The 25,461-nt window shown below is 74.0% G+C and carries 29 protein-coding genes and 3 pseudogenes; 10 read left to right on the top strand and 22 right to left on the bottom strand.

All coding sequences use genetic code 11. The annotated features are described in order from the left end of the window. Positions 1–79 precede the first annotated feature (79 nt). Positions 80–484 (top strand): secondary thiamine-phosphate synthase enzyme YjbQ, encoded by a 405-nt coding sequence (locus ACQ95T_RS08680; protein WP_425942799.1) that lies wholly within the window; start codon positions 80–82, stop codon positions 482–484. 122 nt (positions 485–606) lie between these two features. Here ACQ95T_RS08680 and ACQ95T_RS08675 read toward each other — a convergent pair whose 3' ends face one another. The 6 genes and pseudogenes from ACQ95T_RS08675 to ACQ95T_RS08650 all read right to left on the bottom strand — a co-directional run bounded on the left by ACQ95T_RS08675 (position 607) and on the right by ACQ95T_RS08650 (position 5,369). Then, positions 607–2,901 (bottom strand): heavy metal translocating P-type ATPase, encoded by a 2,295-nt coding sequence (locus ACQ95T_RS08675; protein WP_425942800.1) that lies wholly within the window; start codon positions 2,899–2,901, stop codon positions 607–609. A gap of 137 nt (positions 2,902–3,038) precedes the next feature. Further along, positions 3,039–3,266, bottom strand: a complete 228-nt coding sequence (locus tag ACQ95T_RS08670) for a hypothetical protein (protein ID WP_425942801.1) — start codon at positions 3,264–3,266, stop codon at positions 3,039–3,041. 109 nt (positions 3,267–3,375) lie between these two features. Continuing rightward, on the bottom strand, positions 3,376–3,864 hold the full coding sequence (locus ACQ95T_RS08665) for a cation:proton antiporter (RefSeq protein WP_431473753.1): 489 nt from the start codon (positions 3,862–3,864) through the stop codon (positions 3,376–3,378). 148 nt (positions 3,865–4,012) lie between these two features. After that, positions 4,013–4,621, bottom strand: a pseudogene (locus tag ACQ95T_RS08660) (cation:proton antiporter); the annotation flags it as partial. A 2-nt stretch (positions 4,622–4,623) separates the two neighbouring features. Beyond that, a complete protein-coding gene (locus ACQ95T_RS08655; RefSeq protein ID WP_425942803.1) occupies positions 4,624–5,136 on the bottom strand; it encodes a metallophosphoesterase family protein in 513 nt (170 codons plus the stop codon). Next, positions 5,133–5,369 carry a hypothetical protein gene (locus ACQ95T_RS08650; protein WP_425942804.1) on the bottom strand — a complete coding sequence of 79 codons (237 nt, stop codon included), beginning with the start codon at positions 5,367–5,369 and terminating at the stop codon, positions 5,133–5,135. Before ACQ95T_RS08650 ends, ACQ95T_RS08655 begins: the two co-directional genes overlap by 4 nt. 55 nt (positions 5,370–5,424) lie before the next feature. On the opposite strand from ACQ95T_RS08650, the gene ACQ95T_RS08645 reads away from it, so the two are divergent. Then, positions 5,425–5,892 carry a PPOX class F420-dependent oxidoreductase gene (locus tag ACQ95T_RS08645; RefSeq protein ID WP_425942805.1) on the top strand — a complete coding sequence of 156 codons (468 nt, stop codon included), beginning with the start codon at positions 5,425–5,427 and terminating at the stop codon, positions 5,890–5,892. A 31-nt stretch (positions 5,893–5,923) separates the two neighbouring features. On the opposite strand, the gene ACQ95T_RS08640 is transcribed toward ACQ95T_RS08645, so the two are convergent. From ACQ95T_RS08640 to ACQ95T_RS08615, 6 genes are all read right to left on the bottom strand, one after another. Further along, positions 5,924–6,745, bottom strand: coding sequence for an ABC transporter permease (locus tag ACQ95T_RS08640; RefSeq protein WP_425942806.1), 822 nt, complete (start codon positions 6,743–6,745; stop codon positions 5,924–5,926). Continuing rightward, positions 6,742–7,641 (bottom strand): ABC transporter ATP-binding protein, encoded by a 900-nt coding sequence (locus ACQ95T_RS08635; protein WP_425942807.1) that lies wholly within the window; start codon positions 7,639–7,641, stop codon positions 6,742–6,744. Before ACQ95T_RS08635 ends, ACQ95T_RS08640 begins: the two co-directional genes overlap by 4 nt. A 91-nt stretch (positions 7,642–7,732) precedes the next feature. Beyond that, the gene (locus ACQ95T_RS08630; protein WP_425942808.1) at positions 7,733–8,512 is read right to left on the bottom strand and encodes a hypothetical protein; all 780 of its coding nucleotides are present in this window, start codon (positions 8,510–8,512) and stop codon (positions 7,733–7,735) included. After that, positions 8,509–9,099 carry an AAA family ATPase gene (locus ACQ95T_RS08625; protein WP_425942809.1) on the bottom strand — a complete coding sequence of 197 codons (591 nt, stop codon included), beginning with the start codon at positions 9,097–9,099 and terminating at the stop codon, positions 8,509–8,511. Before ACQ95T_RS08625 ends, ACQ95T_RS08630 begins: the two co-directional genes overlap by 4 nt. After that, complete coding sequence (locus ACQ95T_RS08620) at positions 9,096–9,248, bottom strand: hypothetical protein (RefSeq protein ID WP_425942810.1); 153 nt, start codon at positions 9,246–9,248, stop codon at positions 9,096–9,098. The genes ACQ95T_RS08625 and ACQ95T_RS08620 overlap by 4 nt, the downstream gene beginning before the upstream one ends. Continuing rightward, entirely contained in the window at positions 9,245–9,631 is a 387-nt protein-coding gene (locus ACQ95T_RS08615; RefSeq protein ID WP_425942811.1) for a GntR family transcriptional regulator, read from the bottom strand. The genes ACQ95T_RS08620 and ACQ95T_RS08615 overlap by 4 nt, the downstream gene beginning before the upstream one ends. Before the next feature lie 382 nt (positions 9,632–10,013). Here ACQ95T_RS08615 and ACQ95T_RS08610 point away from each other — a divergent pair. Then, a pseudogene (locus ACQ95T_RS08610) lies at positions 10,014–10,334 on the top strand (TY-Chap domain-containing protein); the annotation flags it as partial. 74 nt (positions 10,335–10,408) lie between these two features. After that, positions 10,409–11,356: a T3SS (YopN, CesT) and YbjN peptide-binding chaperone 1 gene (locus ACQ95T_RS08605; protein WP_431473752.1), complete on the top strand. Its 948-nt coding sequence runs from the start codon at positions 10,409–10,411 to the stop codon at positions 11,354–11,356. Positions 11,357–11,361: 5 nt separating this feature from the next. Here the strand turns inward: ACQ95T_RS08605 and ACQ95T_RS08600 are convergent, their stop codons facing one another. Beyond that, entirely contained in the window at positions 11,362–12,261 is a 900-nt protein-coding gene (locus ACQ95T_RS08600; RefSeq protein ID WP_425942813.1) for an SDR family oxidoreductase, read from the bottom strand. Positions 12,262–12,394: 133 nt separating this feature from the next. Here ACQ95T_RS08600 and ACQ95T_RS08595 point away from each other — a divergent pair, with 133 nt between their 5' ends. Next, entirely contained in the window at positions 12,395–12,799 is a 405-nt protein-coding gene (locus ACQ95T_RS08595; protein WP_425942814.1) for a DoxX family protein, read from the top strand. After that, positions 12,796–13,203 (top strand): hypothetical protein, encoded by a 408-nt coding sequence (locus tag ACQ95T_RS08590; RefSeq protein WP_425942815.1) that lies wholly within the window; start codon positions 12,796–12,798, stop codon positions 13,201–13,203. The genes ACQ95T_RS08595 and ACQ95T_RS08590 overlap by 4 nt, the downstream gene beginning before the upstream one ends. Before the next feature lie 52 nt (positions 13,204–13,255). Here ACQ95T_RS08590 and ACQ95T_RS08585 read toward each other — a convergent pair whose 3' ends face one another. Then, positions 13,256–13,690 carry a hypothetical protein gene (locus tag ACQ95T_RS08585; RefSeq protein ID WP_425942816.1) on the bottom strand — a complete coding sequence of 145 codons (435 nt, stop codon included), beginning with the start codon at positions 13,688–13,690 and terminating at the stop codon, positions 13,256–13,258. Positions 13,691–13,980: 290 nt separating this feature from the next. Here ACQ95T_RS08585 and ctlX point away from each other — a divergent pair, with 290 nt between their 5' ends. Further along, the gene (gene ctlX / locus ACQ95T_RS08580) at positions 13,981–15,009 is read left to right on the top strand and encodes a citrulline utilization hydrolase CtlX (RefSeq protein ID WP_425942817.1); all 1,029 of its coding nucleotides are present in this window, start codon (positions 13,981–13,983) and stop codon (positions 15,007–15,009) included. 141 nt (positions 15,010–15,150) lie between these two features. Then, positions 15,151–15,798: a hypothetical protein gene (locus ACQ95T_RS08575; RefSeq protein ID WP_425942818.1), complete on the top strand. Its 648-nt coding sequence runs from the start codon at positions 15,151–15,153 to the stop codon at positions 15,796–15,798. An 83-nt stretch (positions 15,799–15,881) separates the two neighbouring features. Here ACQ95T_RS08575 and ACQ95T_RS08570 read toward each other — a convergent pair whose 3' ends face one another. From ACQ95T_RS08570 to ACQ95T_RS08540, 7 genes and pseudogenes are all read right to left on the bottom strand, one after another. Beyond that, a complete protein-coding gene (locus tag ACQ95T_RS08570) occupies positions 15,882–16,376 on the bottom strand; it encodes a lycopene cyclase family protein (protein ID WP_431473751.1) in 495 nt (164 codons plus the stop codon). Positions 16,377–16,458: 82 nt separating this feature from the next. Continuing rightward, positions 16,459–17,022: pseudogene (locus ACQ95T_RS08565) on the bottom strand (lycopene cyclase family protein); the annotation flags it as partial. A gap of 22 nt (positions 17,023–17,044) precedes the next feature. Further along, positions 17,045–18,682, bottom strand: coding sequence for an ABC transporter permease (locus ACQ95T_RS08560; RefSeq protein ID WP_425942820.1), 1,638 nt, complete (start codon positions 18,680–18,682; stop codon positions 17,045–17,047). Continuing rightward, positions 18,679–19,593, bottom strand: a complete 915-nt coding sequence (locus tag ACQ95T_RS08555) for an ATP-binding cassette domain-containing protein (RefSeq protein ID WP_425942821.1) — start codon at positions 19,591–19,593, stop codon at positions 18,679–18,681. The genes ACQ95T_RS08560 and ACQ95T_RS08555 overlap by 4 nt, the downstream gene beginning before the upstream one ends. Continuing rightward, the gene (locus ACQ95T_RS08550) at positions 19,590–20,129 is read right to left on the bottom strand and encodes a hypothetical protein (protein ID WP_425942822.1); all 540 of its coding nucleotides are present in this window, start codon (positions 20,127–20,129) and stop codon (positions 19,590–19,592) included. Before ACQ95T_RS08550 ends, ACQ95T_RS08555 begins: the two co-directional genes overlap by 4 nt. Before the next feature lie 44 nt (positions 20,130–20,173). Further along, positions 20,174–21,859 (bottom strand): ribonuclease J, encoded by a 1,686-nt coding sequence (locus ACQ95T_RS08545; protein WP_425942823.1) that lies wholly within the window; start codon positions 21,857–21,859, stop codon positions 20,174–20,176. Between the two features lie 141 nt (positions 21,860–22,000). Next, positions 22,001–22,504 carry a MarR family winged helix-turn-helix transcriptional regulator gene (locus tag ACQ95T_RS08540; protein WP_425942824.1) on the bottom strand — a complete coding sequence of 168 codons (504 nt, stop codon included), beginning with the start codon at positions 22,502–22,504 and terminating at the stop codon, positions 22,001–22,003. 143 nt (positions 22,505–22,647) lie between these two features. Here ACQ95T_RS08540 and ACQ95T_RS08535 point away from each other — a divergent pair, with 143 nt between their 5' ends. Both ACQ95T_RS08535 and ACQ95T_RS08530 read left to right on the top strand, forming a co-directional pair. Next, positions 22,648–23,631, top strand: coding sequence for a ring-cleaving dioxygenase (locus ACQ95T_RS08535; protein WP_425942825.1), 984 nt, complete (start codon positions 22,648–22,650; stop codon positions 23,629–23,631). Beyond that, positions 23,628–24,266, top strand: a complete 639-nt coding sequence (locus ACQ95T_RS08530) for an alpha/beta hydrolase (RefSeq protein WP_425942826.1) — start codon at positions 23,628–23,630, stop codon at positions 24,264–24,266. The genes ACQ95T_RS08535 and ACQ95T_RS08530 overlap by 4 nt, the downstream gene beginning before the upstream one ends. A gap of 67 nt (positions 24,267–24,333) precedes the next feature. Here the strand turns inward: ACQ95T_RS08530 and ACQ95T_RS08525 are convergent, their stop codons facing one another. Continuing rightward, entirely contained in the window at positions 24,334–25,437 is a 1,104-nt protein-coding gene (locus ACQ95T_RS08525) for a maleylacetate reductase (RefSeq protein ID WP_425942827.1), read from the bottom strand. Between the last annotated feature and the right edge of the window lie 24 nt (positions 25,438–25,461).

Below are 25,461 nucleotides of genomic sequence, written 5' to 3'. Positions count from 1 at the left end.
CCGACGACCTCCGGGGCCTCCGGGTGGTGCCGTGGGGGCCGGGACCGCAGGATGGGGACATGACGCCGGAGGTGCACCCATGAAGACCACCCACCTGCAGGTCCGCACGGGCGGCGAGGACGTCGTGCTCGATCTCACCAGCGAGTGCGCGGACTTCGTCCGGGACGGGGGCGACGGGCTCCTGCACGTGTTCGTCCCGCACGCCACGGCCGGCCTGGCGATCATCGAGACGGGGGCGGGGTCCGACGACGACCTGCTGGCCGCGCTCGAGGACCTGCTGCCGGCGGACGACAGGTGGCGCCACCGGCACGGTTCGCACGGCCACGGGCGGTCGCACGTGATGCCGGCGATCGTGCCGCCCTACGCGACGGTGCCGGTGCAGGACGGCCAGCTCGCACTGGGCACCTGGCAGAGCATCTGCCTGGTCGACCTCAACGTGGACAACCACGACCGGACGGTCCGGCTGGACTTCCTGACCGGGTGACCAGCACCGCCGACCGGGGGGTCCCCGGTCGGCGGCGGTGGTGTCGTGGTCGCGGTGCCGGCCCGCGGTGGCCGCTGCGCGGGTCGCGGCGAGTCGCGTGGCGCGGCGCCGGCCCGCGCCCGTCAGCCGCGGGAGGTCCCCACCGGCTCGGGGGCCGACGGCTGGTCCTCGACGTCGGCGGCCGTACGTCCGTGCTGCGGCACGGGGTCCTGCTCCCGCAGGGCCCGGGCGCTGGCCTCCGGCGTGAGCACCAGGCGGCGCAGCAGCTGGGCGTTGAGCGCCACCACGACCGTCGAGGCCGACATCAGCAGCGCACCGATGGCCATCGGCATCACGAACCCGACCGGGGCCAGGACCCCCGCGGCGAGCGGGACGGCCACGATGTTGTAGCCGGCGGCCCACCACAGGTTCTGCTTCATCTTCCGGTAGCCGGCCCGGGAGAGCTGGATGACCGAGAGGACCGACCGCGGGTCGTCGCTGGCCAGGACCACGCCCGCCGAGGCGATCGCGACGTCCGTCCCCGCCCCGATGGCGATGCCGACGTCGGCCTGCGCCAGCGCGGGGGCGTCGTTGACGCCGTCGCCGACCATCGCGACGGTCCGCCCCTGCTCCTGCAGGGCCTTGACCTTGTCCGCCTTGTGCTCGGGACGCACGCCGGCGAGGACCTCGTCGATCCCCAGCTCCTCGGCGACGGCCCGCGCGACCGGCTCGGCGTCACCGGTGATCATGACGACCTGGATCCCCAGGTGGTGCAGCGTGTCGACGGCCTCGCGGGACTCCTCGCGGACCTCGTCGGCGACGGCGAGGGCGCCGACCACCTGTCCGTCCCGGACGACGTGGAGCACGGTCGAGCCCTGCTCGCCCCACTCCCGGGAGGCGTCGAGCGGCGCCAGCCCCTCCTCCTCCAGCAGGTAGGGTCCGCCGACCCGCACCCTGCTCCCGTCGACGGTGCCGGTGACCCCGACGGCCGGGGCCGAGGAGAAGTCGCTCGCCCGCGGCACCGTCAGGCCGCGGTCCTCGGCGGCCCGGACGATCGCCCGGGCCAGCGGGTGCTCGCTGTCGGCCTCGACGGCGGCCGCCAGCGCGACCACCTCGTCCTCGGACAGCGCGCCCCCGGACGTCCCGGACCCGGACTGGCCCCCGGCGGCGACGACGTGCCCGACGGCCGGCTCGCCCCGGGTCAGCGTCCCGGTCTTGTCGAACAGCACGGTGTCCACGACACGGGTGCGCTCCAGCGCCATCCGGTCCTTGATGAGGACCCCGCCCTTGGCGGCGCGCTCGGTGGTGATGGAGACCACCAGCGGGATGGCCAGTCCCAGGGCGTGGGGGCAGGCGATGACCAGCACCGTGATGACCCGGATCAGGGCGGTGTTGGGCGTGGACACGCTCAGCCAGACCACGGCGGCCAGGACGGCGGCGGCCAGGGCGAACCAGAACAGCCACCCGGCGGCCCGGTCGGCGAGCCGCTGGGCCCGCGTCGTGGAGCTCTGCGCGTCGGCGACCATGCGCTGGATCCCGGCCAGGGCCGTGTCGTCGCCGACGGCGGTGATCCGCACCCGCAGGGCGGAGTCGGTCGCGACGGTGCCGGCCACGACGGTGTCACCCACGCCGCGCCGCACGGTCGTGGACTCACCGGTGATCATCGACTCGTCCAGGGCCGCCTCGCCGTCGACCACCTCTCCGTCCGCCGGCACCCGGGCACCGGGTCGGACCACGACGACGTCGTCCACCTCGAGGTCGGCCGGGGACACGGTGACGGTCGAGTCGCCCTCGACCTTCTCCGTCTCGTCGGGCAGGAGGGCCGCCAGCGACTCCAGCGCCGAGGACGTCTGCGCCAGGGAGCGCATCTCGATCCAGTGGCCCAGGAGCATGATGACGATCAGCAGCGCCAGCTCCCACCAGAACTCCAGGTCGTGCGGGAGGAGGCCGAGGCTGGCCGCCATCGAGGAGACGAAGGCGACGGTGATCGCCATCCCGACGAGCAGCATCATGCCGGGCCGGCGCTGCCTGAGCTCCTCGATCGCGCCGGTGTAGAAGGGCCGGCCGCCCCAGACGTACATGATCGTGCCCAGCACCGGCGCGACCCAGCGCACCCCGGGCACGTCGGGCAGCTGGTACCCCAGCAGGTCCGCGAACATCATGCTGGTCAGCACCGTCGGGACGGCCAGCGCCAGCATGATCCAGAAGAGCCGCCGGAACATCGCGACGTGGTCCTCGTGGCCGCCGTGCCCCTCATGGCCACCGTGGCCACCGTGGCCCTCGTGACCGGCAGCCCCCTCATGGCCCTCGTGGCCGCCGCGCTCCTGGCGGGCCCCCTGTCCGTCCCGACCCTCGTGCGGGCCGTGGCCCTCGTGCCTGCCGTGCGCTGCGCGCCCGTCGTGCTTCGCGGGCCCGTCCGTCAGCTGGTGCTCGTCCATGCCGTCCACGTCTCCTCGGTCGAGGTCGATCCTGATGTATACCCCATGGGGGTATGTCGTGGCCAACGCGCGACCGACCCCGCCCATTCCCCCGGAGGGGGTCGGTCGCCGTCGCGGGGGCGACCGGACGGGTCGGGTCAGCCGTCCCGGCCGGGCTCCTCAGCACTGACCTCGTCGCTCACCGCGGTGTTGATGTCAGGGGTGTCCGGCACGCTGTCGGCCCCTCCGAGCGAGGTGTCCGGGTTGAGCGCCCCGGACCCACCCTCCGAGACCGTGCCGCTCCCGGCACCAGCCTCGTCGTGACGCTCCGTCGTCTCCTCGCCCTCGCGGTCGTCCACCGGTGCCTGGTCGTCGTCGTGTGTCATACCCCCCACCGTACGGCTGCCCACCTGGCCGGGCACCCCGACGGGCACCGTGCCGTCCCCTCGACGGGCGCTCACCGCCAACCTCGACGGCCGACGGCCACGGGACCCCTCAGACCGCCGGCGAGGGCTGCTGCTCCACGTCCCCCTCGTGACCGTGACGCCGTGCGTAGGCCCTGCGACCCGGCGCCCCGGTGAGCCCGAAGACCACCACGCTCACCGCCACCGCGAGCGTCACCGCGCCCCACAGCGCCGGGTCGTGGACCCCTTCGTGCCGCGCGTGCGCCAGGTAGAACAGCGCGCTCACCCCCATCGGCCCGAAGAACCCCATGAAGCCGGCCTGGTGCGCCGCGACCCCCAGCGGCCGGCGCAGGGCCAGCAGGACCGGCAGCCGCCGCAGGAGCAGCACCAGACCGGCGAAGACGGCGGCCCGCCATCCCCAGTCGGCCCACGTCCCCCACGGCAGGACGGCGCCGAGCACCGCGACCAGAGGCAGCACCGCATACTTGTTGATGCCCTCGTCGACCGCGTCCTGCTTCTCCCGTGGGCTGCTCCCGGCGAAGCGGTTGTAGACCAGGCCCGCGACGAAGACGGCCAGCACCCCGGCCGCCTCGACCGTGCGGGCGACCCCCGAGGACGCCGACCGCGAGCAGCAGGGTGTACACCAGCTCCGGCCCCTCGCCCACGTCGTCGTGCCGGTCCGCGTGGCTCAGCCCCAGGCCGGCCAGCCATCCCACCAGCCCGCCGACCGCCAGCCCTGCACCCACCTCCCAGGCCACGAGGCCGAGGGCGTGGACCACCCCCTGCGCGGGCAGGACCACGGCGACGAGCACGACCACGAGCACGACGCCCAGCCCGTCGTTGGCGCCGCTCTCGAGGGTGAGCAGGGCACGGACGCGGTGCGGCAGGGTCCGCTCCGCGGGCTCGCCGCTGACCACGGCGGCGGCCAGGACGGGGTCGGTCGGAGCGAGGCAGGCCCCGACGAGGAGGGCGAGGGACACCGGTACGGCCAGCACCAGCGCCGAGGCCGCCGTCGCCAGGGCGGCGAGCGGCATGACCACGGCGAGCAGCACGACCGTGGGTCGCAGCAGGCCGCGCAGGCTCTCCCACGGGTAGCGCAGCGCGGCCGCCATGACCGAGGCGGCGAGCAGGACCCGGCTGCCCTCCAGCAGGAGGACGTCGACCAGCTCCTGCTCGAGGCGGACGAGCCCGAGGGCGGCCGGCCCCACCAGCACGCCCGCCGCGAGGGCGACGAGGGGCTCGCTGACGGGGACCCAGCGTTCCAGCGGCCCGCTGACGAGCGCCAGGACGACGCCGCCGACGCCCAGGACGGCCAGCGAGGGGGCCAGCCAGTCCATGCTCACCTCCTCGGCGGCAGCCGGTGCAGCACGACCTTACCGAGCACGCCGTCGCCGACCTCGCACGTCATGTACGTGCAGAACGGCTGGCGGCGCCGGTCCGTCGGCGACCCCGGGTTGAGCAGGCGCAGACCCTCGGCGGTGGTGTCCCACGGGATGTGGCTGTGCCCGAAGACCAGCACGTCCAGGTCGGGGTATGCCGCACGCGCCCGCCTCTCGCGTCCCGCCCGGGCACCGGTCTCGTGGACCACGCCCCACCGCACGCCCCCCAGGTCCGCCCGCGCCACCTCGGGGAGACGACGGCGCAGCTCGGCCCCGTCGTTGTTGCCGTGGACGGCCACCAGCCGTCGGGCCCGCGACCCGAGCTCGTCGAGCAGCGCCGGCTCGACCCAGTCGCCGGCGTGGACCACGACGTCGGCACGGTCCACCTCGTCCCAGACCCGGGCCGGCAGCTCGCGGGCCCGCCCGGGCACGTGCGTGTCGGCCAGGAGCAGGACGCGCAGGCGTCCGCTCACCCCACGTCGGGGGTCTCTGCGCTGCCGTCGTCGTGGATCTCCTGGGCCATCCGGTCCAGCTCACCCTCCTCCACGTCCACCTCGGCCTGGGCCATGCCCTCCTCGAGGTCCTCGCGGACCGTCTCTGGACGGGCGCCCTCGTCCCAGCTCTCGGTGCGCTCGACGACGTAGTCGGCGGCCTGCTGACGGGCCTCGGCCTCCTCGGCCCCTCCGGTGCTCTGCTGATCGCTCATCCCGTCACGGTAGCCACGGGTCGGCCCCGGCGCACCCGGTGACAGACTGGGCTCCATGGCCAGGACCGTCGCGACCACCACCACCGTCGACCGCGAGGGGCTGCTGGAGTTCGTCCGGCCGCGGCACGACCTCGTGCTCATCACCATCCGTCAGGACGGCCGGCCGCAGGCCTCCCCCGTCACCGGCGGCGTGGACGAGCGGGGCCGCATCGTGATCTCGACCTACCCCGAGCGCGCCAAGACGCACAACGCGCGCCGCGACCCGCGGGTGAGCGTCGTCGTGCTCTCCGACGACTTCGGCGGTGCCTGGGTGCAGGTCGACGGCGACTGCGAGGTGCTGGACTGCCCGGAGTCGGTGGAGCCGCTCGTCGACTACTTCCGGGCGGTGGCCGGGGAGCACCCGAACTGGGAGGAGTACCGGCGGGCGATGATCGCCCAGGGCAAGTCGCTGCTGCGCATCACCCCGACCCGGTGGTCGCCGGTCGCCACGGGCGGGTTCCCGGCGCGGCTCGTGGAGGACTGAGCGCCCTCCCCCCGGGAGCCGCCCACGAGGCTCAGGCCGTCCTGATCTCCGTTCGCCGGAGCCGCACCCAGCCCAGGACGAGCGGCAGGACGATCCACAGCGCGGTCACGGTGCCCAGCTGGGCCCACTGCTCCCCCGTCAGCGCCTCCTGGGTGAACAGGGGGGCCTGCCCGGTGGCCAGGTCGAACCAGCCGGCGTTCTCCCGCAGGGCCTCCACGAAGGTGATGAGCAGGTTCATCGCCACGGGGAGTGCGAAGTAGAGGACGATCGCGGCCGTGCTGTTCATGAGCAGCAGCCCGAAGGCCACGCCCTGCATGATGGCCAGGATCTGCAGGAGGGCGAAGTACCCCAGCTCACGGGCCCCGACGTCCCACACCTCACCGCTGCCGGCGACGGCCGCGAAGAGGGCGGCCACCGCGAGCAGGAGCGCCAGGCCCAGGAGGCCGACCACGACGGCGGCGATCGACTTGGCCAGCACGACGAGCCCACGTCGTGGTTCCAGGGTGAAGGTCACCAGGCCGGCCCGCTGGCTCCACTCGCTGGTGACCAGGAGGATGCCCAGCACGGGCAGCAGGAAGGCCTGGGGAGTGAGCGCCATTCCGGCGAAGCCGTAGAAGGTGTGCCCTTCCTCGGGGCCGAAGAGGCGGAACAGCACCACGGCACCGACGCTGAGGACGGCGATGGCGGCAAGCAGCCACAGCCCGGACCGGGTGTCGACCATCTTGCGCAGCTCGACCTGCACCAGCCGGGGCAGGGGTATGGCTCGCGTGTCGGCCCCGGCGCGCGGTGGCCGGGCGGCCCCCGAGGTGTCGGCGGCTCCCGGCGTGCCCGTCGTGCCCGTCGTGGTGCTCATCGCTGGACTCCTTCTCGTGCGTCGGCTGCGGTCAGCTGCAGGAAGCGCTCCTCGAGGCCGCCCCCGCCGGAGGGGCGCAGCTCGGTCAGGGCGATGCCGTGATCGGCGGCGACCCGTCCCACCACGACCGGCTCGGCCTGGACCGCCAGACCCCCACCGGGGGACTCCAGGGTGTCCAGCCCGGCCTGCTGCAGGGCCACGAACAGGGTGGCGTCGTCGGCGGACCGCACGACCGTGCCGCCCGTGGAGAGCAGCTCGGCCTTGCTGCCCTGGGCCACGATCCGTCCCCGTCCGATGACGACGAGGTCGTCGGCGATGACCTCCACCTCGCGCAGCAGGTGCGAGGAGAGCAGCGCCGTGCCGCCGGACCGGGTGAAGTCGGCCAGCAGGGTGCGCATCCAGTGGATGCCGGCCGGGTCGAGCCCATTGGCCGGCTCGTCGAGGACGAGAACCTGGGGGTCGCCCAGCAGCGCGTTGGCGATGCCGAGGCGCTGGCGCATCCCGAGGGAGTAGCCGCCCACCCGTCGCCTCGCCTCGGCCGGGGTCAGGCCCACCAGCTCCAGCATCTGGTCCACCCGCCGACGGTCCAGGCCCATGGTCAGCGCGCTGACCGTCAGGGCCTCCCGGCCGGTGCGGCCGGCGTGCTGGGCCTGCGCGTCGAGGAGGACCCCGACGGAGCGGCCCGGGTTCGGGATGCTCTCGTAGGTGCGGCCGAGGACGAGCGAGCGGCCCGACGTCGGGCGGGTGAGTGCGCAGATCATCCGCATGGTGGTCGACTTGCCCGCCCCGTTGGGGCCGAGGAAGCCGGTCACCCGCCCCGGCTGCACGGTGAAGCTGACGTCGTCGACCGCGGTGGCGGCGCCGTAGGTCTTGGTCAGACCCTGGATCTCGATCACAGGTCGAGCCTCTCGATCGGTGCGGGCAGGGTGGTCGGTGCAGAGAGTGTGGTCGGTGCGGGCAGGGTGGTCGGTGCGTGCACGCCGCGGCTCATCGCACCGGGACCCGTCGCAGGATCCACCAGAAGAGGGCGGCCACCACCACGGCCACGCTCAGGTCCCAGCCCCACCAGCCGGAGGCGCGGTCGACCGCCGCACCCACGGCCGGCAGCAGGAAGGTCGTGACGGGCGGCAGGACGACGAAGAGCAGGAGCAGGAGGCCCACGCCCACCCACCACGGCCAGCGCAGGAAGAGCGCCGTGATCATGGTCGCCCCGGCCATGCCCAGGAGCACCGCGCCCAGAGCGCTCACGCTCAGGGTGGCCACGTCGCCGGCACCGTCGGCCTGCAGGAGGGCGAGCGCCCCGTCCGGGCCGCGCCCGACGACGAGGAGCACCACCGCGGTCACGAGCAGCACGTAGGCCGCCGACCCCAGCACCGTCAGGAGCTGGGCGGTGGCCACGGCCCGGCGGGTGGCCCCGGTCGCGACGTAGACCCGGGTCCGGGCCGCGAGCACGACCGCCATGACGACGGAGGCGATGCCCACGGCGACGGGGAGGATGAAGAGCGAGGCGATGAGGGTGACGCCGTCCCCGTCGGCGATCACCTCGAGCCCGACCATGTCGGTCTCCGTCATCCCCACCAACTGCCAGCCCCGCCACCGGGCGACGAGCACCCCGACCGCGAGACAGGCGAGGACGACGCCGGTGGTGATGAGCAGGCTGTTCATCGCCGCACCGAGGAGCATGCGGGTCAGCACCGCCCACTGGGCCGGCCGGGGTGCACGCGGGCCGGTCGACGTCGCCGGAGCGGCGGTGGAGGTGGTGGTCATGACGCGGTCCTTCCGGTGCTGACGTGCACCAGCACGTCGGTGAGCGAGGCGAGGGAGTCGCCGGTGGAGTGCTGCTGGCGCACGGTGTCGGCGTCGCCGGCGGCGACGACCCGGCCGCGGTCGAGCACGACCACGTCCTCCATGAGGTCCTCGACCTCGTCGAGCAGGTGGGAGGAGAGCACGATCGTGCGCGGATGGCTGACGTAGTCGGCCATCAGCTCGTCGTAGAACAACCGGCGGGCGACGGCGTCCATCCCGAGGTAGACCTCGTCCAGCAGGGTCAGCTCGGCCCTGGAGGCCAGGGCGATGACGGCGCCCAGGATCGAGCGCTGACCGCGGGAGAGCTGCTCGGGGTTCTTCTTCAGGGGGACCCCGAAGCGCCCGAGCAGCTCCACGGCATACTCCTCGTCCCAGTGCGGGCGCAGCGCGCGCTGCAGGCGCAGGGTATGGCGGATGCGCTGGTCCTCGAAGATGCCGCCGCGGTCGCGGACGAGGCAGACGCGGGAGGTGACCGAGGGGTCCTCCCACACCTCGCGGCCGCCGACGCGCACGGTGCCGGTCTGGACCGGACGGAGCGCGGCGATCAACGACAGCAGGGTCGTCTGCCGGCGCCGTTGCGCCCGACGAGCCCGGTGATGGTGCCCGGCCGGACGGTCAGACTGACGTCCGAGAGCGCCTCGGCGCCCCGGAACCGGTGGGTGACGGCGTCGACCTCGACGCCCAGCGGCGTGTTCACGGCTGCTCCTTGAGATGGTCGATGAGCTGGTCGGTGGTGATCCCCAGCGCCCGGGCCTCCTCGAGGACCGGCCCGAAGGTGTCGTCCCAGAAGGTCGCCCGCCGCTGCCGGCGCAGCAGCTCGCGCGCGCCGTCGGAGACGAACATGCCCAGCCCGCGCCTCTTGTGCAGCAGACCTTCGTCGACGAGGGAGCCCATCGCCTTGGCCGCGGTCGCGGGGTTGATGCGGTGGGTGGTCGCGTACTGCGTAGTCGACATGACCTGGGCCCCCTCCGGGAGGTCGCCGACCAGGACCGCGTGTCGGATCCGGTCGGCGATCTGCTGGTAGATCGGCGTGCGGTCGTCGAACGGCTCGAACTCCGCCGGTACGGCCTCGGTGGCCATGGCCACCTCCGATCTGTTCAGTGGTTCATTACATGACTAATGAACCATAGAACGAGGGTCGGCGCAACCCCCGCGGGCGCACGTCGACGCCCCGGGGGCGCAAGCCCTCCGGGGCGCCGTTCCCTGCCGCGGGGCGTAGAGGAGGATCTCGGGCGCGGTGGGCCGGCGTCTCAGCCGCAGGTCAGAGGCTTGAGGTGTACGGAGTCGTACGGATATCCACAGAAGGCTGGTGCCCGTACGCCTCGGACGGCTACACAGGAGGTCGTGGGTGCCTGGCTGCAGGGGGCCAGGCACCCCGACCCTCGACCAGATCCGCAGGGAAGGGGTCCCCCGACCGTCCACGCCCGAACCCGCGGGCCCTTCCGCCCACTAGGGTCGGGGCATGGACGAGTTCGACCTGGACCGCGCCACCGAGGTCGGGTGGGCGGGGTTCCTCACGCGGCTCGCCGCGCACCTCGCGACGACCGCCGAGCCGTTGCGCATCACCCCCTACGGCGCCGGGTCCGAGAGCGCGCCCGTCCTGGAGGTGAGGCCCGACGGTGACGTCCTGCGCGCCGAGCTGCGGACCCCTGGCGACCGTCCGCCGCTGGACGAGGAGCACCACCGCCACCTGCTCGCGCTGGGGTGGCACGAGGAGCCCGCCGTCCCGTCCTCCCCGTCGGCGGCGGAGCACGAGGGTGAGGACCACGGCGTCCGGGGCACGGCATACCTCGTCGAGCTCCCCCGCACCCACGCCCACCTCCTCGCGGCGGTCGTGTCCGACACACCCTCCGGCAGGTGGTGGGCGCGCCGCACCCGGCCTTTCTCGACGCCGGGACCCTCACCATCACCCCGCCGGATCCCGACCAGGCGCAGGAACGCCCGCAGATCGACCTGGACGAACCGGTGCGGGTCACCACCCCGGCCGAGCTGCGGCAGGCGGTCGAGACGACCCTGCACGCGACCATGGGGCACCCGCCCCGGCGCGACGCGGACGGTGACGTCCCGATCGTCTTCGGGACCACGCTGGTCTACGTCCGCACCGCCGACGCGCAGCCGGTCGTGAGCATCTTCGCCATCCTCGTGCAGGACGTCGCCGACCTGGACGCCGCCCGCCGCGAGGTCGGCATCCTCAACCGGGAGTCGGTCTTCGCCAAGTTCCACCTCGTGGGTCGTCAGGTAGTGGCGAGCGTGGCCATCCCCAGCCTGCCGTTCGTCCCGCGGCATCTCGTCGGGATGATCGAGCTCATGGGCCGGGAGCTGGACCGCCTCGACGACGCCCTGGCGCTGCGCGTGCAGGGACGGCGCTGGATCGACGTGATGACCGGCAAGGGGCCCGGAGGGGCCGAGCCCGTCCCTGCCGGGGACGAGTCGTCCGGCGACGGAGCGGGGGACGTGCCGTCCGGGGAGGGCGGGGAGGACGGGGGTCGCGAGGACGGCGATGACGGCGAGCTCCCCGTGGAGCTGCTGACCCTGCTCAACCTGGACCCCGAGGGTCAGGAGCGCCTCGAGCCGGCGCTGGTCGCCGACGTGTGCCACCACGACCGGTCGCTCATCCTGCGGTTCATCCGGATCGCCGAGGAGCAGACGATCTCGTGGCGGGAGTCGGTCGACGAGGCGCGCGCCGCCGGCGACGTCGAGGAGGCCCGGGTGGCCACCGGCGAGCTGCACGGATGGCAGTCGACCGTGCGCGACCTGCGGGCGGCGCTGCGGCACGTGGTGACGTTCGGGCAGAGCGAGGGGTAGGCGGCTCAGACCGTCGACGCCGCGGTCTCCTCGACGTAGGCCGTGACCGACCTCGGATCGATCCCCGCCTCGCGCAGCGGGCGGTCGTCGCAGGTACTGGGGTGGGTGTCCGAGTGCAGCGACATCCCCATGACCGAGGCGAGCGCCGGCCTGGGCCGGGCCAGCAGCCTGCTGGCCACGGCGAGCACGGGCCGGGGCACGTGCCGAACGGTGAACGAGCGGCCCGTGGCCCGTTCGAACGCCGCCACCGCCTCGTTGGGGGTGATCGCCTCGGGCCCGCCGAACTCCACCTCAGGGGGCACGGTGTCGGCCACGGCCAGGTGGGCGACGAGGGCCGCCACGTCGTCGACGGCGACGTACCGGTGGGCCGCGTTTCCCTTTCCGTAGATCGTGGCCCTGCCCTTCTGCGGGTCGATCCCGCCGGTGGGCGAGAGCCACACCTCCTGGAACATGTCGGGCCGGACGAGGACGGTCTCCATCGACGTCTGCCGCAGCGCCCGCTCGGTGGCCCGCTTGGCCGCCACGAACGGGGCGCGCGCGCCCGCGCCCTGGTCGAAACCGGCGGCGGAGAGGTAGACGAACCGCCGCACGCCGGCCTCCTCGGCCGCCCGCACGAGGTGCTGGTTGCCCTCCACGTCGACGTCGCGCACGGACAGCCCCTTGTCCCCCGCGAGGATCCGGGCGAGGGTGTTGGCGGTCGAGACCACGGTGTGGACACCGGCCATCGCCGGGACCAGGCTGGCCGGGTCGCGCAGGTCACCGGGGACGACCTCGACGCCCAGCGCCTCCAGCGCACCGGCGTCGCTCGTGGGGCGAACCAGCACCCGGACCTGCCGACCGTCCGCCACCAGACGCCGCACGACGCGTCCCCCCAGATCACCGGTGGCACCGCAGACCAGGAACATGGCTCCTCCTCACGGCCGCCTCCGCGACCCCCGAGGGCGACCGTCGGCCGGGTCGGTCGACACCCGTGTCGTCCCGGGACCGACGCTACTCCTGACGGGCCGCGGACGTGCCCCGTCGGCGTAGGCTGGCTGCATGTCGCTGCTCCGCACGGTCGCCCGCATCGGCCTCGGCCTGGCCATGGTGGGGGCCGGCGTGGGCCACCTGACCACCCAGCGGCAGGAGTTCCAGGCTCAGGTGCCGGACTGGTTCCCCCTGGACGAGGACCTCACGGTGCTGGGGTCCGGCGTCGCCGAGATCGCCCTGGGTGCGTCCTTTCTCGTCCTGCCGCGCAGGAAGCGGCTCGTGGGGGCCCTGCTCGCCGCCTTCTTCGTCGTCATCTTCCCCGGCAACGTCGCCCAGTACGTCGAGGGGACCGACGCGTTCGGCCTCGACACCGACCGCAAGCGTCTGGTGCGCCTGTTCTTCCAGCCCGTCCTGGTGCTGTGGGCGCTCTTCGGCGGAGGGTGGTTCGCACGCGACCGGCGGTCCCGCCCGTGACCGACAGGCTGCTGCTGGCGACGTCGGGGATCTTCGCCCTCAGCACCGCTGCGGCGAGCGTGGTCGCCGCCCGCCACCCGGCCGTCCCCGGAGAGCCGCTGGGTCTGCGCGCTCCGGGCAGCGTCGTGGCACAGCTGGCCGCGGGCTGGGGCGCCGGCGTCGCGGCACCGTGGCCGATGCCGGCCGTCGCGACCTGGTCCGCGTGGCGGGCGACGGGCGACGGACCCGGGCCCGCGCGGACGGTCGCCACCGTCGGAGCCATGGTCCTCGTCGGCACCGCCATCGAGCCGGTGACCTGGGGACGACGTCCCGCCACGGGCGCGGCCCGGGCCGCCATCGCGGCCAACCTCGCCAGCGGCATCTCGATGGTTCTCGCCGGAGCCCACCGCCTCAGGTCGCGCTGACGCAGGAGAGGGTTCCGGCGGGGCGACCTGGGTCAGCCCCGCCGCAGGCGGTTCAGCCGGAGACCTTGGCGATCCTCAGCGGACCGACGACCGAGAAGGTCCCCTCGGGGGTGGTGAACCGGGAGACGAAGTCGCAGGAGACGGCGCGTGCCTCGAGCCCCTTCTTCGTGCCGATGGTCCGAGCCTCCAGCAGCTCGTCCTCGACGTACAGGTCCTCCGACGGCTCCTCGACGTACCCCGGAGCGAAGTAGTGCGCACTGGTGAGGATGACGTAGTGGCCGGCGTAGGGCCCGTCCTCGATCCACAGGCTGTCGGCGGGCGGGATCGCCACCCAACGGCTGCCCTCCGTCGCACCCTCGCACCAGATCTCCGCGTCCGGCAACCACGTGCTCGGGGCTCCCGACGCCGCCCCCGCGACACCGACCGTGAGCAGCATCGCCGCCGCCCCGACCGCAGCTGCACTCGCCCTGACTCTTGTGCTCCTCATGGCTGACTCCTTCGTCGCGAGGTCGTCGTCGGCCTCGCCTCCCACGCTAGTCCTGGACCGTCCCCTGAGCGCCGAAGTGTCGGCGAGATCACAACGGGCACAGCGGGATCAGGCAGCACGTCGCGGCCCGTAAGACCGGGGCCGGGCGAGACGGGGGCAGCACGGCTCCATGGCGGACCAGACACCTGCGCCCGTGCATGTCCGGGTCGAGGAGCGACGTCCCGCCCGAGGTCCTGCTGCCGAGGCGCACGGATGCGTCCCTGCACCGCGCCATCGTCTACATTCTGCTCGTGAGTGCACAGGCCCCCTCGTCCGTCATCCTGGTCCGCGCGACGAAGTTCGTCCCCAACCCGGCGACCGCGGCCGACAACGCCTTCCAGCACGTCATTCCCGCGGGGCAGCCCACCGAGGAGACCTCCGCGCAGGCCCTCGCGGAGATGGACGCCCTCGCCCAGGCGCTGCGCGACGTCGGCGTGCGCGTGCACGTCTTCGACGACGACGACCACACCCGGCCAGACAGCGTCTTCCCCAACAACTGGCTCTCCACGCACCAGGGTGGCTACGTCGCGGTCTACCCGATGTACGCCTCCAACCGCCGCCACGAACGGCGCGGCGACGTGCTGGAGATGCTCAAGTCCACCTACCGGGTGCAGACGATCATCGACTACTCCGGCCTGGAGCCGGACGGCATCTTCCTCGAGGGCACCGGCGCGATGGTGCTCGACCACATCTCGCGGGTGGCCTACACCGCCGTCAGCCACCGCGCCGACACCAACGTCCTGGAACGGTTCTGCACCGACTTCCGCTACGAGCCGATGGCCTTCGAGGCCGTCGACGCGGGCGGGGTGCCGGTCTACCACACCAACGTCATCGCCTGCATCGGCACCGACGTCGCGCTCGTCGCGCTGGGCATGATCCCCGACGAGCAGCGCCGCGAGGAGGTGCGCGAGCGGCTCTCGGTCAACGGCCGACGGGTCGTGGAGATCACCGAGGAGCAGGTGCGCCACTTCGCCGGCAACGCCGTCGAGCTGTGCGGCCGCCGGCCCGACGGCAGCAAGCGCTACGTCATGACGATGTCGGGCAGCGCCCGCCGCAGCCTGCGCCCCGACCAGGTCGCGGAGATCGAGCGCTGCTGCGAGATCGTCGCCGTGGACGTGCCCACGATCGAGCTGGCCGGCGGCTCCGTGCGCTGCATGATCGCCGGCGTCCACCTCGACCCCCGCCCCGCCGAGGGCGGCGTGCCGACAGCGACCGCGGAAGCCATCGACGAGCACCCGCACACCGCGGACGGCCAGGACGTCGCGGAGGGTATGGCGTAGGCGCGGGTCGCGCTCTCCCCCCCACGGTCGAGTGCCCCGGCCGTGCGCCGCCGCGCACGGTCCAATCCGACCGGGCAGCCGGCTCCGAACCCCTGGCACCTCGACGACACCGGGTCGTCGGAACGCCACGAAGGAGCCATCATGAGGACACGCACCATCAGCGCCGCCGCAGTCGCCGCCGCGATCGCCTCGGTCGGGATCGCCGGGACCGCCACCGCCGCGCACGACAAGAACCCCTCCGCGCAGGTCGCCACCTACGCCTACGAGCTCGCCCCGGTGCAGGCCGACACGGTCGCGAACAGCCAGGGCTCCGGCTCCACCCGCATCACCGCCCTGCCCAACGGCAAGGTCCAGGTGAAGGTGCAGGCCTCCGGCCTCGCACCCGGCCTGCCGCACGCGATGCACCTGCACGGCGTGACCGACGGCGTCGACATGGGCTGCCCCGGCCCGGGCGCCGACAACGGCGACGGCATCGTCAGCGTGGTCGACGGCATTCCGTTCTACGGCGGCATCCTCGCCTCGCTCACCACCTCCGGCGACACGACAAGCGCCAGCGCCCTCGCGCTCGACCGCTTCCCGGTCGCCGACGCCGCGGGGCGGATCAGCTACACCCGCACCTTCGACGACGCGACCGCGTGGGCGAACGCCGACACCGCCCAGGTCGTCGTGCACGGCATCGACATCAACGGCGACGGCACCTACGACTTCGGGGCCGGCCCCTCCTCGCTCACCCCCGCGGCCCCGCTCGAGGCCACCATCCCCGCCCTCTGCGGCGGCATCGCCAACTGAACACCCCCTCACCCGGGCGACAGCCCTCCCGGGTCACCACAGGGTGGCCCGGGAGGACCGCCCCACGCGTCCGACCCGTGCGCCTACGCGGGTCCTCGCGCAGGAGCACCCTCCACCGGGCGCACCCGCCCCGGCCCGAGGGTGGCCCGCACCAGCTCAGTGCGGGCGCCCCACGGCATACCTCCGAACATCCCCCACATCGCCCGGGCCAGGCCTGCGGTGCGGGAGTCGCGGGACATGAAGTCGCGCTGCTGCTCCCGGGGAAGACGACCGAAGGCCTCGAAGAGGTCCAGCGTGCCCGCCGTGTCCAGGCGCAGGAGCGCGCGCAGGCCGGCCTCGCGCAGCACGTCCGCCGGACCGGGCGGGTCCGCCTCGGTCAGCATCCCGTCCGCCACCGCTCGTGCCAGCCCGTCCGCGCGGGCGAGCGAGTGCGCCACCGAGTAGCCGGTCACCAGGTTCCCACCGCGCCCCGCGACCCCGACGGCGACCGTCCCCTCGGGCGCCGGGCGGTCGCGTCCGCGCATCGGGATCCGGACGATCTCGCGGCCCTGGGGCTCCTCGACCACCCGGGGATCCACGCCGCGCGAGAGCAGGCGGTGCGCGCAGCCGCCCGCGCAGCTCGGCGACCGGCATCCCGGGCGCCGCCGCCAGGCACGTCTCCTCCAGCAGCACCTCTCCCTGCCCCAGCGGGATCGCGTAGAGGAAGGTCGGCGTGGCGGAGGGCCGCGGGTCGTCGGTCCAGTCGGTGCGCCAGTCCATGAGCAGCGCCTCGGCGCCCTGCAGGGCGGGCTCGGCCTCGGCGGCGGGCACGACGATGCCGTAGGCCGTCTGCGCCGGCGAGGGGTCGTCCGGCACGGCGCCGTCGGGCCGGGCTCCACGGGCGTCGACGACCACCCGGGCCTCGGAGCGCAGCGCAGCCACCTGCGCGTCGGTGAGCCGCGCCCGGCGCACCTCGGCCCCCTCGAGGGGCCGGGCGGCCTGGACGGCGGCGTTGTCCAGGACGACGTACTCCCGGTCCATCGGGTGCTCGCCGTGCACCCTGATCTCCGGCACGGCGGCGCGGGCCCGGACCGCCGAGGGCGGCAGGTCGCCCAGCTCGTCGGCCCAGATGCCGTAGGTGGGGGTCCAGACCGCGTCCGGGCGCGGGTCCACGACGAGCACGGACAGGCCGTCGGCGCAGCAGCGCGAGGCCAGCGACCGGCCGGCGGGGCCCAGGCCGACCACGGCGACGTCGTGCCCGGCCACCTCAGGCCACCGGGACGTCTCGACGACGGAAGCCCAGGAACCCGGCCGCCACGAGCAGGGCGCTGAGCACCAGCAGGACCAGGACACCGGTGCTGGACGCACCGTCGCCCACGACGTCCTGCCCCACCGCCAGGAACGGCGAGGCGTCCAGCAGCACGTCCGGCAGGTCGAAGCCCGGTCCGAGGTAGGCCAGCAGGGCCGCCATCGCCAGGGCCGCCCAGCCGAGGGCGTGGGCGCGCGGGCGCCACCCGAAGAGCGCGACGGCCACACCGGCGAAGATCAGGACCGCCGGCGCCTGGGCGGCGGCACCGGCCAGGACGTCGCCCACCCAGGCGTCCTCCCCCAGCGAGGCCGCGGTCGTGCTGCCCAGCGCCAGCGCCCCCACGAGCCCGACGACGAGCGCCCCGGCCAGGACGACGAGCAGGTGGACCCCCAGCCAGGATCCCCGGGACCGCTGCGAGGAGAGGCCGACCTCGAGGCGACCGCTCTCCTCCTCCTTGCGCAGCGTCCCGACCCCGGCGACGACGAAGGCGGCCACCAGCATCGCCAGCATCATGACGAAGGTCGACATGACCGTGCGCAGGACCACCTCGGCCGCGGCCTCGACGTCCGCGCCCAGGAAGCCGCCGAGGGCCCGGTTCTCGGTGATGACGTCGATGACGGCCTGCGCGAGCGAGCCGTAGACCGCCATCAGCGCGGCCCCGACGACCGCCCAGCCGATCACCGCGCCCCGGTGCTGGCGGACGGCCAGCCCCAGGGGGGTGCGCAGCGCGGCCGAGGCCCGGGGTGCGGACCTCCGCGGCCGCACGAGCGCGCTGCCCACGTCGCGCCGGTCCAGGAGCCAGAACGCCAGGGCGACGAGCGCCACCCCCACGCCGAGGGCGAGCAGCAGCGGCCAGGCCCGGGCGTCGCCGAAGGCGCGCACCTGGTCGACCCAGCCGTGCGGCGAGAGCCAGACCAGGCCGTTGCGCTCCAGCGCACCGATCCCCCGCACCAGGTAGAGCAGGACGGTCAGCGCCAGCCCGATCCCCCAGACCGCCCGGCCGTGCTCCACGACCTGGGCGGCCACGGCGGTGATGCCGACGAAGACGAAGCCCAGCGCGGCGATCCCCAGCCCGTAGAGCAGCGACCCCCGCGCGTCGGCGCCGAAGGCGGCCATGGCGGCACCGCAGCCGAGCCCGGTGAGCAGCACCGCCCCGGAGGCCACGAGCACCGCGGCCAGCAGCGGCGCCCTCCGGCCGATGCGTGCGGCCAGCAGCAGCTCCAGCCGCCCCGCCTCCTCGTCGCGCCGGGTGGCCCGCGACGTCAGCGCGATCGCCATGAGGGGCAGCCCGAAGGACAGCACGAAGCCGAACTCGTTGGCGAACACCCCGCCGAGCGTGTCCAGCCCCGCCACCCGCCCGTTGAGCACGGCCATCGCGTCGCCGCCGAGGGACTCGGCATACCCGCGGATCTTCTCCGGGGTGTCGTACAGGGCGCCGATCGAGGATCCGGTGAGCACCATCACCCCCACCAGCGCCAGCACCCACACGGCCAGCGCCTTCCAGCCGGTGCGCAGCGCGACGAGCACCATCGTGCCCACCCCCTGGGTGCCGGGGCCGAGCACCCCCGTCCGGGACTCGCGGTGGGTGCCCGTCATGCCCGCTCCGCCTCGGGCGTCGCGTAGGCCTGCAGGAAGAGGTCGTCGAGGCTGGGCGGGGTCACCGTGAGGGTGTGGATGCCCGCCTCGTGCAGCGCCCCCACCAGGGCACCGACCGCGTCGGGCTCGGCGCTGGCGTGCAGCTCGGTCCGGCCCTCCTCGTCGGTACCGGTCTGCACGTCCGCCACCCCCTCGAGACGGTCCAGGGCGGGAGCGCGCACCGTCACCGCCCGCACCGCGCTGTGGGTATGCCGTCGCAGCTCGGTCAGCGTGCCCGTGGTCACGGTGCGGCCGGCCCGGATGATAGAGACCCGGTCGGCCAGCGCCTCGACCTCCCCGAGGAGGTGGCTGGAGAGCAGCACGGTGGTGCCCTCGGCGCGCCGCTCGTGGACGACCTGCTGGAAGACCTCCTCCATGAGCGGGTCCAGGCCGGCCGTCGGCTCGTCGAGGACCAGCAGCTCCACGTCCGCCGCCAGGGCGGCCACGAGGGAGACCTTCTGCCGGTTGCCCTTGGAGTAGTCGCGGGAGCGTCGCGTCGGGTCCAGGTCGAAGCGCTCGACCAGCTCGGCCCGCCGCCGCTCGTCGACGTGCCCGTGCGCGCGGGCCAGGATGTCGATGCACTGGCCACCGGTCAGCCCCGGCCACAGCGTCACGTCGCCGGGCACGTACGCCAGGTGCCGGTGCAGGCGCACCGCGTCGGTCCACGGGTCGCCGCCGAACAGCTCGACCCGGCCCCCGTCGGCCCGCATCAGCCCCAGCAGGACGCGGATGGTCGTCGACTTGCCCGAGCCGTTGGGACCGAGGAAGCCGTGCACCTCCCCGCGTCCGACCTCCAGGTCCAGCCCGTCCAGGGCCTGCACCGCGCCGAACCGCTTGCGCAGGCCGTGGACCGTGACCAGCTGCTCGCTCATCGTGCTCCTCCCCCTCGTGCGTCGTCGCCCCCGTCGTCCCCGCCCTCGCCGTCCTCCGGTCCCGGCGGCGCCGACGGCAGGTCTCCCCGCAGCGGTCCGGCCCCCTCCAGGTCCTCCAGCGTCATCCGGGCGCGGTCGAGCTCCTCGGTGTCGTCCCGCACGGCCTCCAGGTCGCGGCGGGCCGCCTCCACCCGCTCCTCAGCGCGGCCACCGTCGGCGTCCCGCTCGGCCTGGATCTCGGTCAGGGTGAGCCGCTCCTGGGCCCGCGCCACCGCCCGGGCGTAGGCGGCCTCCGCCTGCCGGACCAGCTCGCGGGCAGCACGCACCGCGTCGGTATGGCGTGCCGCCGGGTCGGCCGCGGGCGCAGGGTCCACCGACGCACCCCGGCCCGGGGCGTCGACCCCGGGTGCCGCCGGTGTGCCGGCGGCACCGCGGGGCGCCCCTCCCGGTCCGCCCGACCGCACCTGCCGCAGCAGCAGGTAGACGGAGACGACGACGAGGACGAGCAGCAGCAGCGGGATCAGCCGGACCAGCATGGATCCACCTCCGCCCCGAGCCTATCCGCCGCCGCCGACGTGCCTCAGGCCTCGATGACCACCGGGATGACGAGCGGGTTGCGCCGGTGCTTGCGCTCGGCCCAGCGGGAGACCGCTCTGCCGATCCGCTTCTCCAGCTCCCCGGGGTCGCCGATCCCCTCGGCCGCCGCGGCGGCCAGCGCCTTCTCGATCTCCGGGACCGCCGCGTCGAAGATGGTCTCGTCGGTGCCCAGACCCCGGCCCACGAAGTCCGGCGGCTCGGTCAGCTGGCCGGTCTCGGCGTCCACGAGGGCCACGACGGTCACGGTGCCCTGCCGGCTGAGGGTGACGCGGTCGCGCAGCTCCTCGTCGGTGACGTCGCCGACCGTGCCGGCGGAGACGTAGACGTAGCCCGCCCGCACCTTGCCGGTGACCTTCACCCGCCCGTCGACCAGGTCGACCACCATGCCGTCGTCGATCACGGGCACCCGGTCGGGCGCGATCCCGGTGGCGACGGCCAGGTCGGCGTTGGCCCGCAGGTGACGCCACTCGCCGTGGACCGGCAGGACGTTGCGCGGCTTGATGAGGTTGTAGCAGTAGACGAGCTCGCCGGCGCTCGCGTGGCCCGAGACGTGCACCTTGGCGTTGCCCTGGTGCACGACCTTGGCACCCCAGCGGGTCAGCCCGTTGATGACGCGGGAGACGGCGTTCTCGTTGCCGGGGATCAGCGAGCTGGCCAGCAGCACGGTGTCGCCCTCGCCGATGCGGATCTGGTGGTCGCGGTTGGCCATCCGCGACAGGGCCGCCATCGGCTCGCCCTGGGAGCCGGTGCTGACCAGCGTCACCTTGTCGGCCGGCATGTCGTCGAGCTTCTTGACGTCCACGACCAGCCCGCGGGGCACCTTCAGGTAGCCCAGGTCCTGGGCGATCTTCATGTTGCGCACCATCGAACGGCCGACGAAGGCGACCTTGCGCCCGTGCTGGTGCGCGGCGTCCATGACCTGCTGGATGCGGTGGACGTGGCTGGCGAAGCTGGAGACGACGATGCGGCCCGGGGCCGTGCGGAAGACGGTCTCGATGGCCGGCGTCAGGTCCCGCTCGGCGGTGGTGAACCCGGGCACCTCGGCGTTGGTGGAGTCGACGAGGAACAGGTCCACGCCCTCGTCCCCCAGCCGTGCGAACGCGCGCAGGTCGGTCAGCCGCTCGTCGAGGGGGAACTGGTCCATCTTGAAGTCACCAGTGTGCAGCAGCAGCCCGGCCGCCGTGCGCACCGCGACCGCCAGCCCGTCGGGGATGGAGTGGTTGACGGCGATGAACTCGCAGTCGAAGGGCCCCCACGACTGCCGGTCGCCCTCGGCCACCTGGATCGTCTTGGGACGGATCCGGTGCTCCTTGAGCTTGGCCTCGATGAAGGCCAGGGTCAGCCGCGAGCCGATCACCGGGATGTCGTTGCGCTCCTTGAGCAGGTAGGGCACCGCCCCGATGTGGTCCTCGTGACCGTGGGTCAGCACGATGCCGACGATGTCCTGCAGGCGGTCCCGCAGCATCGAGAAGTCAGGCAGGATGACGTCCACGCCCGGCTGGTGCTCCTCGGGGAAGAGGACGCCGCAGTCGATGACGAGCAGCTTGCCGCGGTGCTCCAGGACGGTCATGTTGCGGCCGACCTCGCCCAGGCCTCCCAGCGGCACCACGCGCAGTCCGTTGCGGGGCAGGGAGGGCGGGGCGCCCAGTTCGGGGTGCGGGTGGCTCATGGATCTCCTCGTCGATCAGGGGTATGGGGTCTCCGGCGGCACGCGCCGGTGCTGGGGTCGACCCTACTCGCCCACGGAGGTGACCCACGCGTCACACGGCGGGCACGGCATACCCCCGCCGGAACCGGCACGTCCGCGCCGTCAGCCCGGGCGCCCCTCGGCGAGGACCGCCATCGCCTCGGCCACGGCGGTGGCCCTGGCCGGCCCGAGCACGTCGACGAAGGTCTCCTGGACGACCTCGCGCACCCGCTCCTGCAGGGTCGCCGCGAGCTGCGCACCCTCGGGGGTCAGGGTCAGGTAGATCACCCGACGGTCCTCAGCGCTGGGGACGCGCAGTGCCAGCGAGCGGCGCACCAGCCGGTCGGCGACCTTGCTCACCCCTCCGGTGCTGAAGGCGACCTGCCCGGCGAGCTCGGCCATCGGCAGCCGCTGGTCGGGGCTGCGGCCCAGGCGCAGCAGCGCCTCCGACTCCGCGGGGGTGAGCGAGAGCTCCTGCTCCACCGTGCGGTGCAGGTGACGGTTGGTGCGCTGGAAGCCCTCGATGACGTGGCCCCACAGCGACACCGGGTCCGTGCTGATGCCACCGCCTGCCGGAACGACGCCCCCACCCGCCGGGCCGTTGCCGGGCGTCCCGAATGCCGTCACGGCGCTCTCCTCCTTCGGGCAGACGTTCCGCGGGACCTCGTTGACACGGAAACAGTTTCCGTGGAAATAATATCAGCAGCGGTCCCGTTGAGCATGGTGACACCGACGGGACCCGTCGGACCCGATCCCCGAGGAGGGACACCATGACGGCACGGACCAGCGGCCTGCACCACGTGACGGCGATCGCCGGCGACCCCCAGCGCAACATCGACTTCTACATCGAGGGCCTGGGGCTGCGCCTGGTGAAGCGGACCGTCAACTTCGACGACCCGTCGACCTACCACCTCTACTACGGCGACGAGTCGGGCAACCCGGGCTCGCTGATGACCTTCTTCCCCTGGCGCGGGGTGCCCAAGGGCCGCGTCGGCGCCGGGCAGTCCACCTCCACGGCCTTCTCGGTCCCGCAGGACAGCCTGGGCTGGTGGAAGGACCACTTCGCCGGGCTGGGCGTCGAGCCCACGCTGACCTCCAGCAACGGCGAGGACCGCCTGCTCGTCCGCGACCCCGACGGCCTGGTGATCGAGCTCGTCGCCTCCTCCACCACCGACCCGCGCGACGCGTGGGACTCCGCCTCCGTCCCGGCCGAGCACGCCGTGCGCGGCCAGCACTCCTCGGTGCTCACGGTCGGCGACCCCGCCGGGACGCTGCGCGTGCTCACCGAGGACCTCGGGATGAGCGTCGTCCAGGAGGAGGGACCGCGCACCCGGGTCGCCGCGGGTGACGGCGGCCCCGGCCACGTCGTCGACGTGGTCGCCGACCCCCGTGCCCAGGAGGGCCTGACCGCCGGCGGGACGGTGCACCACATCGCCTTCCGCGTCCCCGACCAGGCGACGCAGGAGCAGTGGCGCCAGGATCTCGTCGAGCGGGGCCACCAGGTGACCGCGATCCTGGACCGGCAGTACTTCACCTCCATCTACTTCCGCGAGCCCGGCGGCGTCCTCTTCGAGATCGCCACCGACACGCCGGGCTTCGACATCGACGAGCCCCTGCTCGAGCTCGGCCGCTCGCTCAAGCTGCCGCCGTGGCTGGAGCCCAGCCGCGAGGCCATCGAGCACTCGGTCGTCCCGATCGAGCTGCCGCAGGAGAACAACCCCACGCTGGACGGCTCGACGGGGACCGACCGGTGAGCGCCCCCGAGACCCTCCAGAACTGGCCGCACCTGTTCGTCTCCGGCGAGGACGACGCCCCGGTGCTGCTGACCCTGCACGGGACGGGCAGCAACGAGCAGGAGATCTCCGCCCTGGCCCCCGAGCTGGACCCGCGGGCGGGCGTGCTCGCCCCGCGCGGGCTCGTGCGCGAGCACGGTATGCCGCGATGGTTCCGTCGGATGGGCGAGGGGGTCTTCGACGTCGACGACGTCGTGCTCCGCGCCGGCGAGCTGGCCGGGTTCGTCACCGCCGCCCGCGAGCACTACGGGCTGGGCGACCGCCCGCTGGTCGCCGTCGGCTTCTCCAACGGCGCCAACATCGCCCTGGCCACGGCCATGCTGCACCCGGACGTGGTCGACCGGGTGGTCGCCTTCTCGGGGATGTACCCCTTCGCGGACCGCGACGAGGCGGCGGACAAGGACCTGCACGGCGTCCGGGTCACGACCCTCAACGGGCGCGCGGACCCGATGGCTCCGCTCGACAGCGTGACCCGGCTCGTCGAGGTGCTCCGGGACAGGGGCGCCGACGTCGAGCAGCACCTGCGCGAGGGTGGCCACGGCATCTCGCCGCAGGACCTCGCTGCGGGTCGGGAGGCCGTGTCGCGGCTCGCCTGAATCCTCGGCGAGCCTCGGCTGGACCCGTGGGGCGGTGCGGTCGAGCCCGACCGCCCGCCCCTGGCCGTCAGACCGGCCGCCCGCCGGTGCCCGGCAGGTCCCCCTCCCACGCCGCCCGCAGCACCTGCGCCAGGCTGTCGCGGTCGACCGGCCGGGGGTTGGACGGCGGGACCTGCCCGAGGACCAGCTCGGTGGCCTCGGGCAGGTCCGACTCCTGCAGCCCCAGCTCCCGCAGGGACCGTGGCGCGTCGAGCTCGTCGTAGAGCGCGGCCAGCCCGGCCACCGCGTCCTCGGCGCCCAGCGCCTCGGCCAGCCGCCGCGCGGCTCCGGGCGCAGCCGGGGCGTTGAACGCCAGGACGTGGGGCAGGACGACGGCGTGCATCTGCGCGTGCGGCAGGTCGAACCGGCCGCCCAGCACGTGGCAGATCTTGTGGTGCAGCCCCGACCCGGCCGCCGCGAAGGCCACGGCCGCCAGGTAGGCGCCCGCCAGCGCCCGTTCCCTCCCCCGCAGGTCCTGCGGGTCGGCCACGACCAGCGGCAGCTCCTCGGCGAGGAGCCGGACCCCCTCGGTGGCCAGCCCCGTCGCGACCGGGTCGGCCCGTGGACCCCACAGGGAGTCGACGCAGTGCGCCATCGCGTTCAGCCCGCTGGCCACGCTCAGCCCCACCGGCATGGACACGGTGAGCTCGGCGTCGTAGACGACCGTCCGCGGCAGGACCCGCCCGTCCGACCCGGTCCTCTTGCGGCCGTCCTGCGTCATCCCCCACACGTCGGTCGCCTCCGACCCGGCGTAGGTCGTCGGCACGGCGACCACCGGCAGGGCGGTCGTCAGGGCCACGGCCTTGGCCAGCCCGGTGGCCGACCCTCCCCCGATGCTGACCACCACGTCGACGTCGTGCTGCTGCGCCGCCGCGCGGGCCTGCTCGGCGCTGGCGACCGGCACGTGCTGCACGACGTCCTCGAACCACACCGCCACCCCGGTCCCCTCCAGCAGCCGGCGCGCGACCGCCGCGGCGCTGCCGGTCACCACCACCATCGGGCGGCGGGACCCTAGCTGCTCGAGCTCCTCCCGCAGGTTCGCGGCGGCGGACCCGCTGCCGAAGAGCACCCGCTGCGGAAGGGTCCGGTGCTCGAAGGTCAGCCGGTCCGGGGTAGGCCCTGGTGCGCTCATGGCCCCATCCTGCCCGGGGCGGAC

This window comes from Ornithinimicrobium carbonis (assembly GCF_050703245.1).
Lineage (GTDB): Bacteria > Actinomycetota > Actinomycetes > Actinomycetales > Dermatophilaceae > Ornithinicoccus.
The sequence above is the reverse complement of the archived record's forward strand: the minus strand, read 5'-3'. Positions and strand labels throughout refer to the sequence as shown.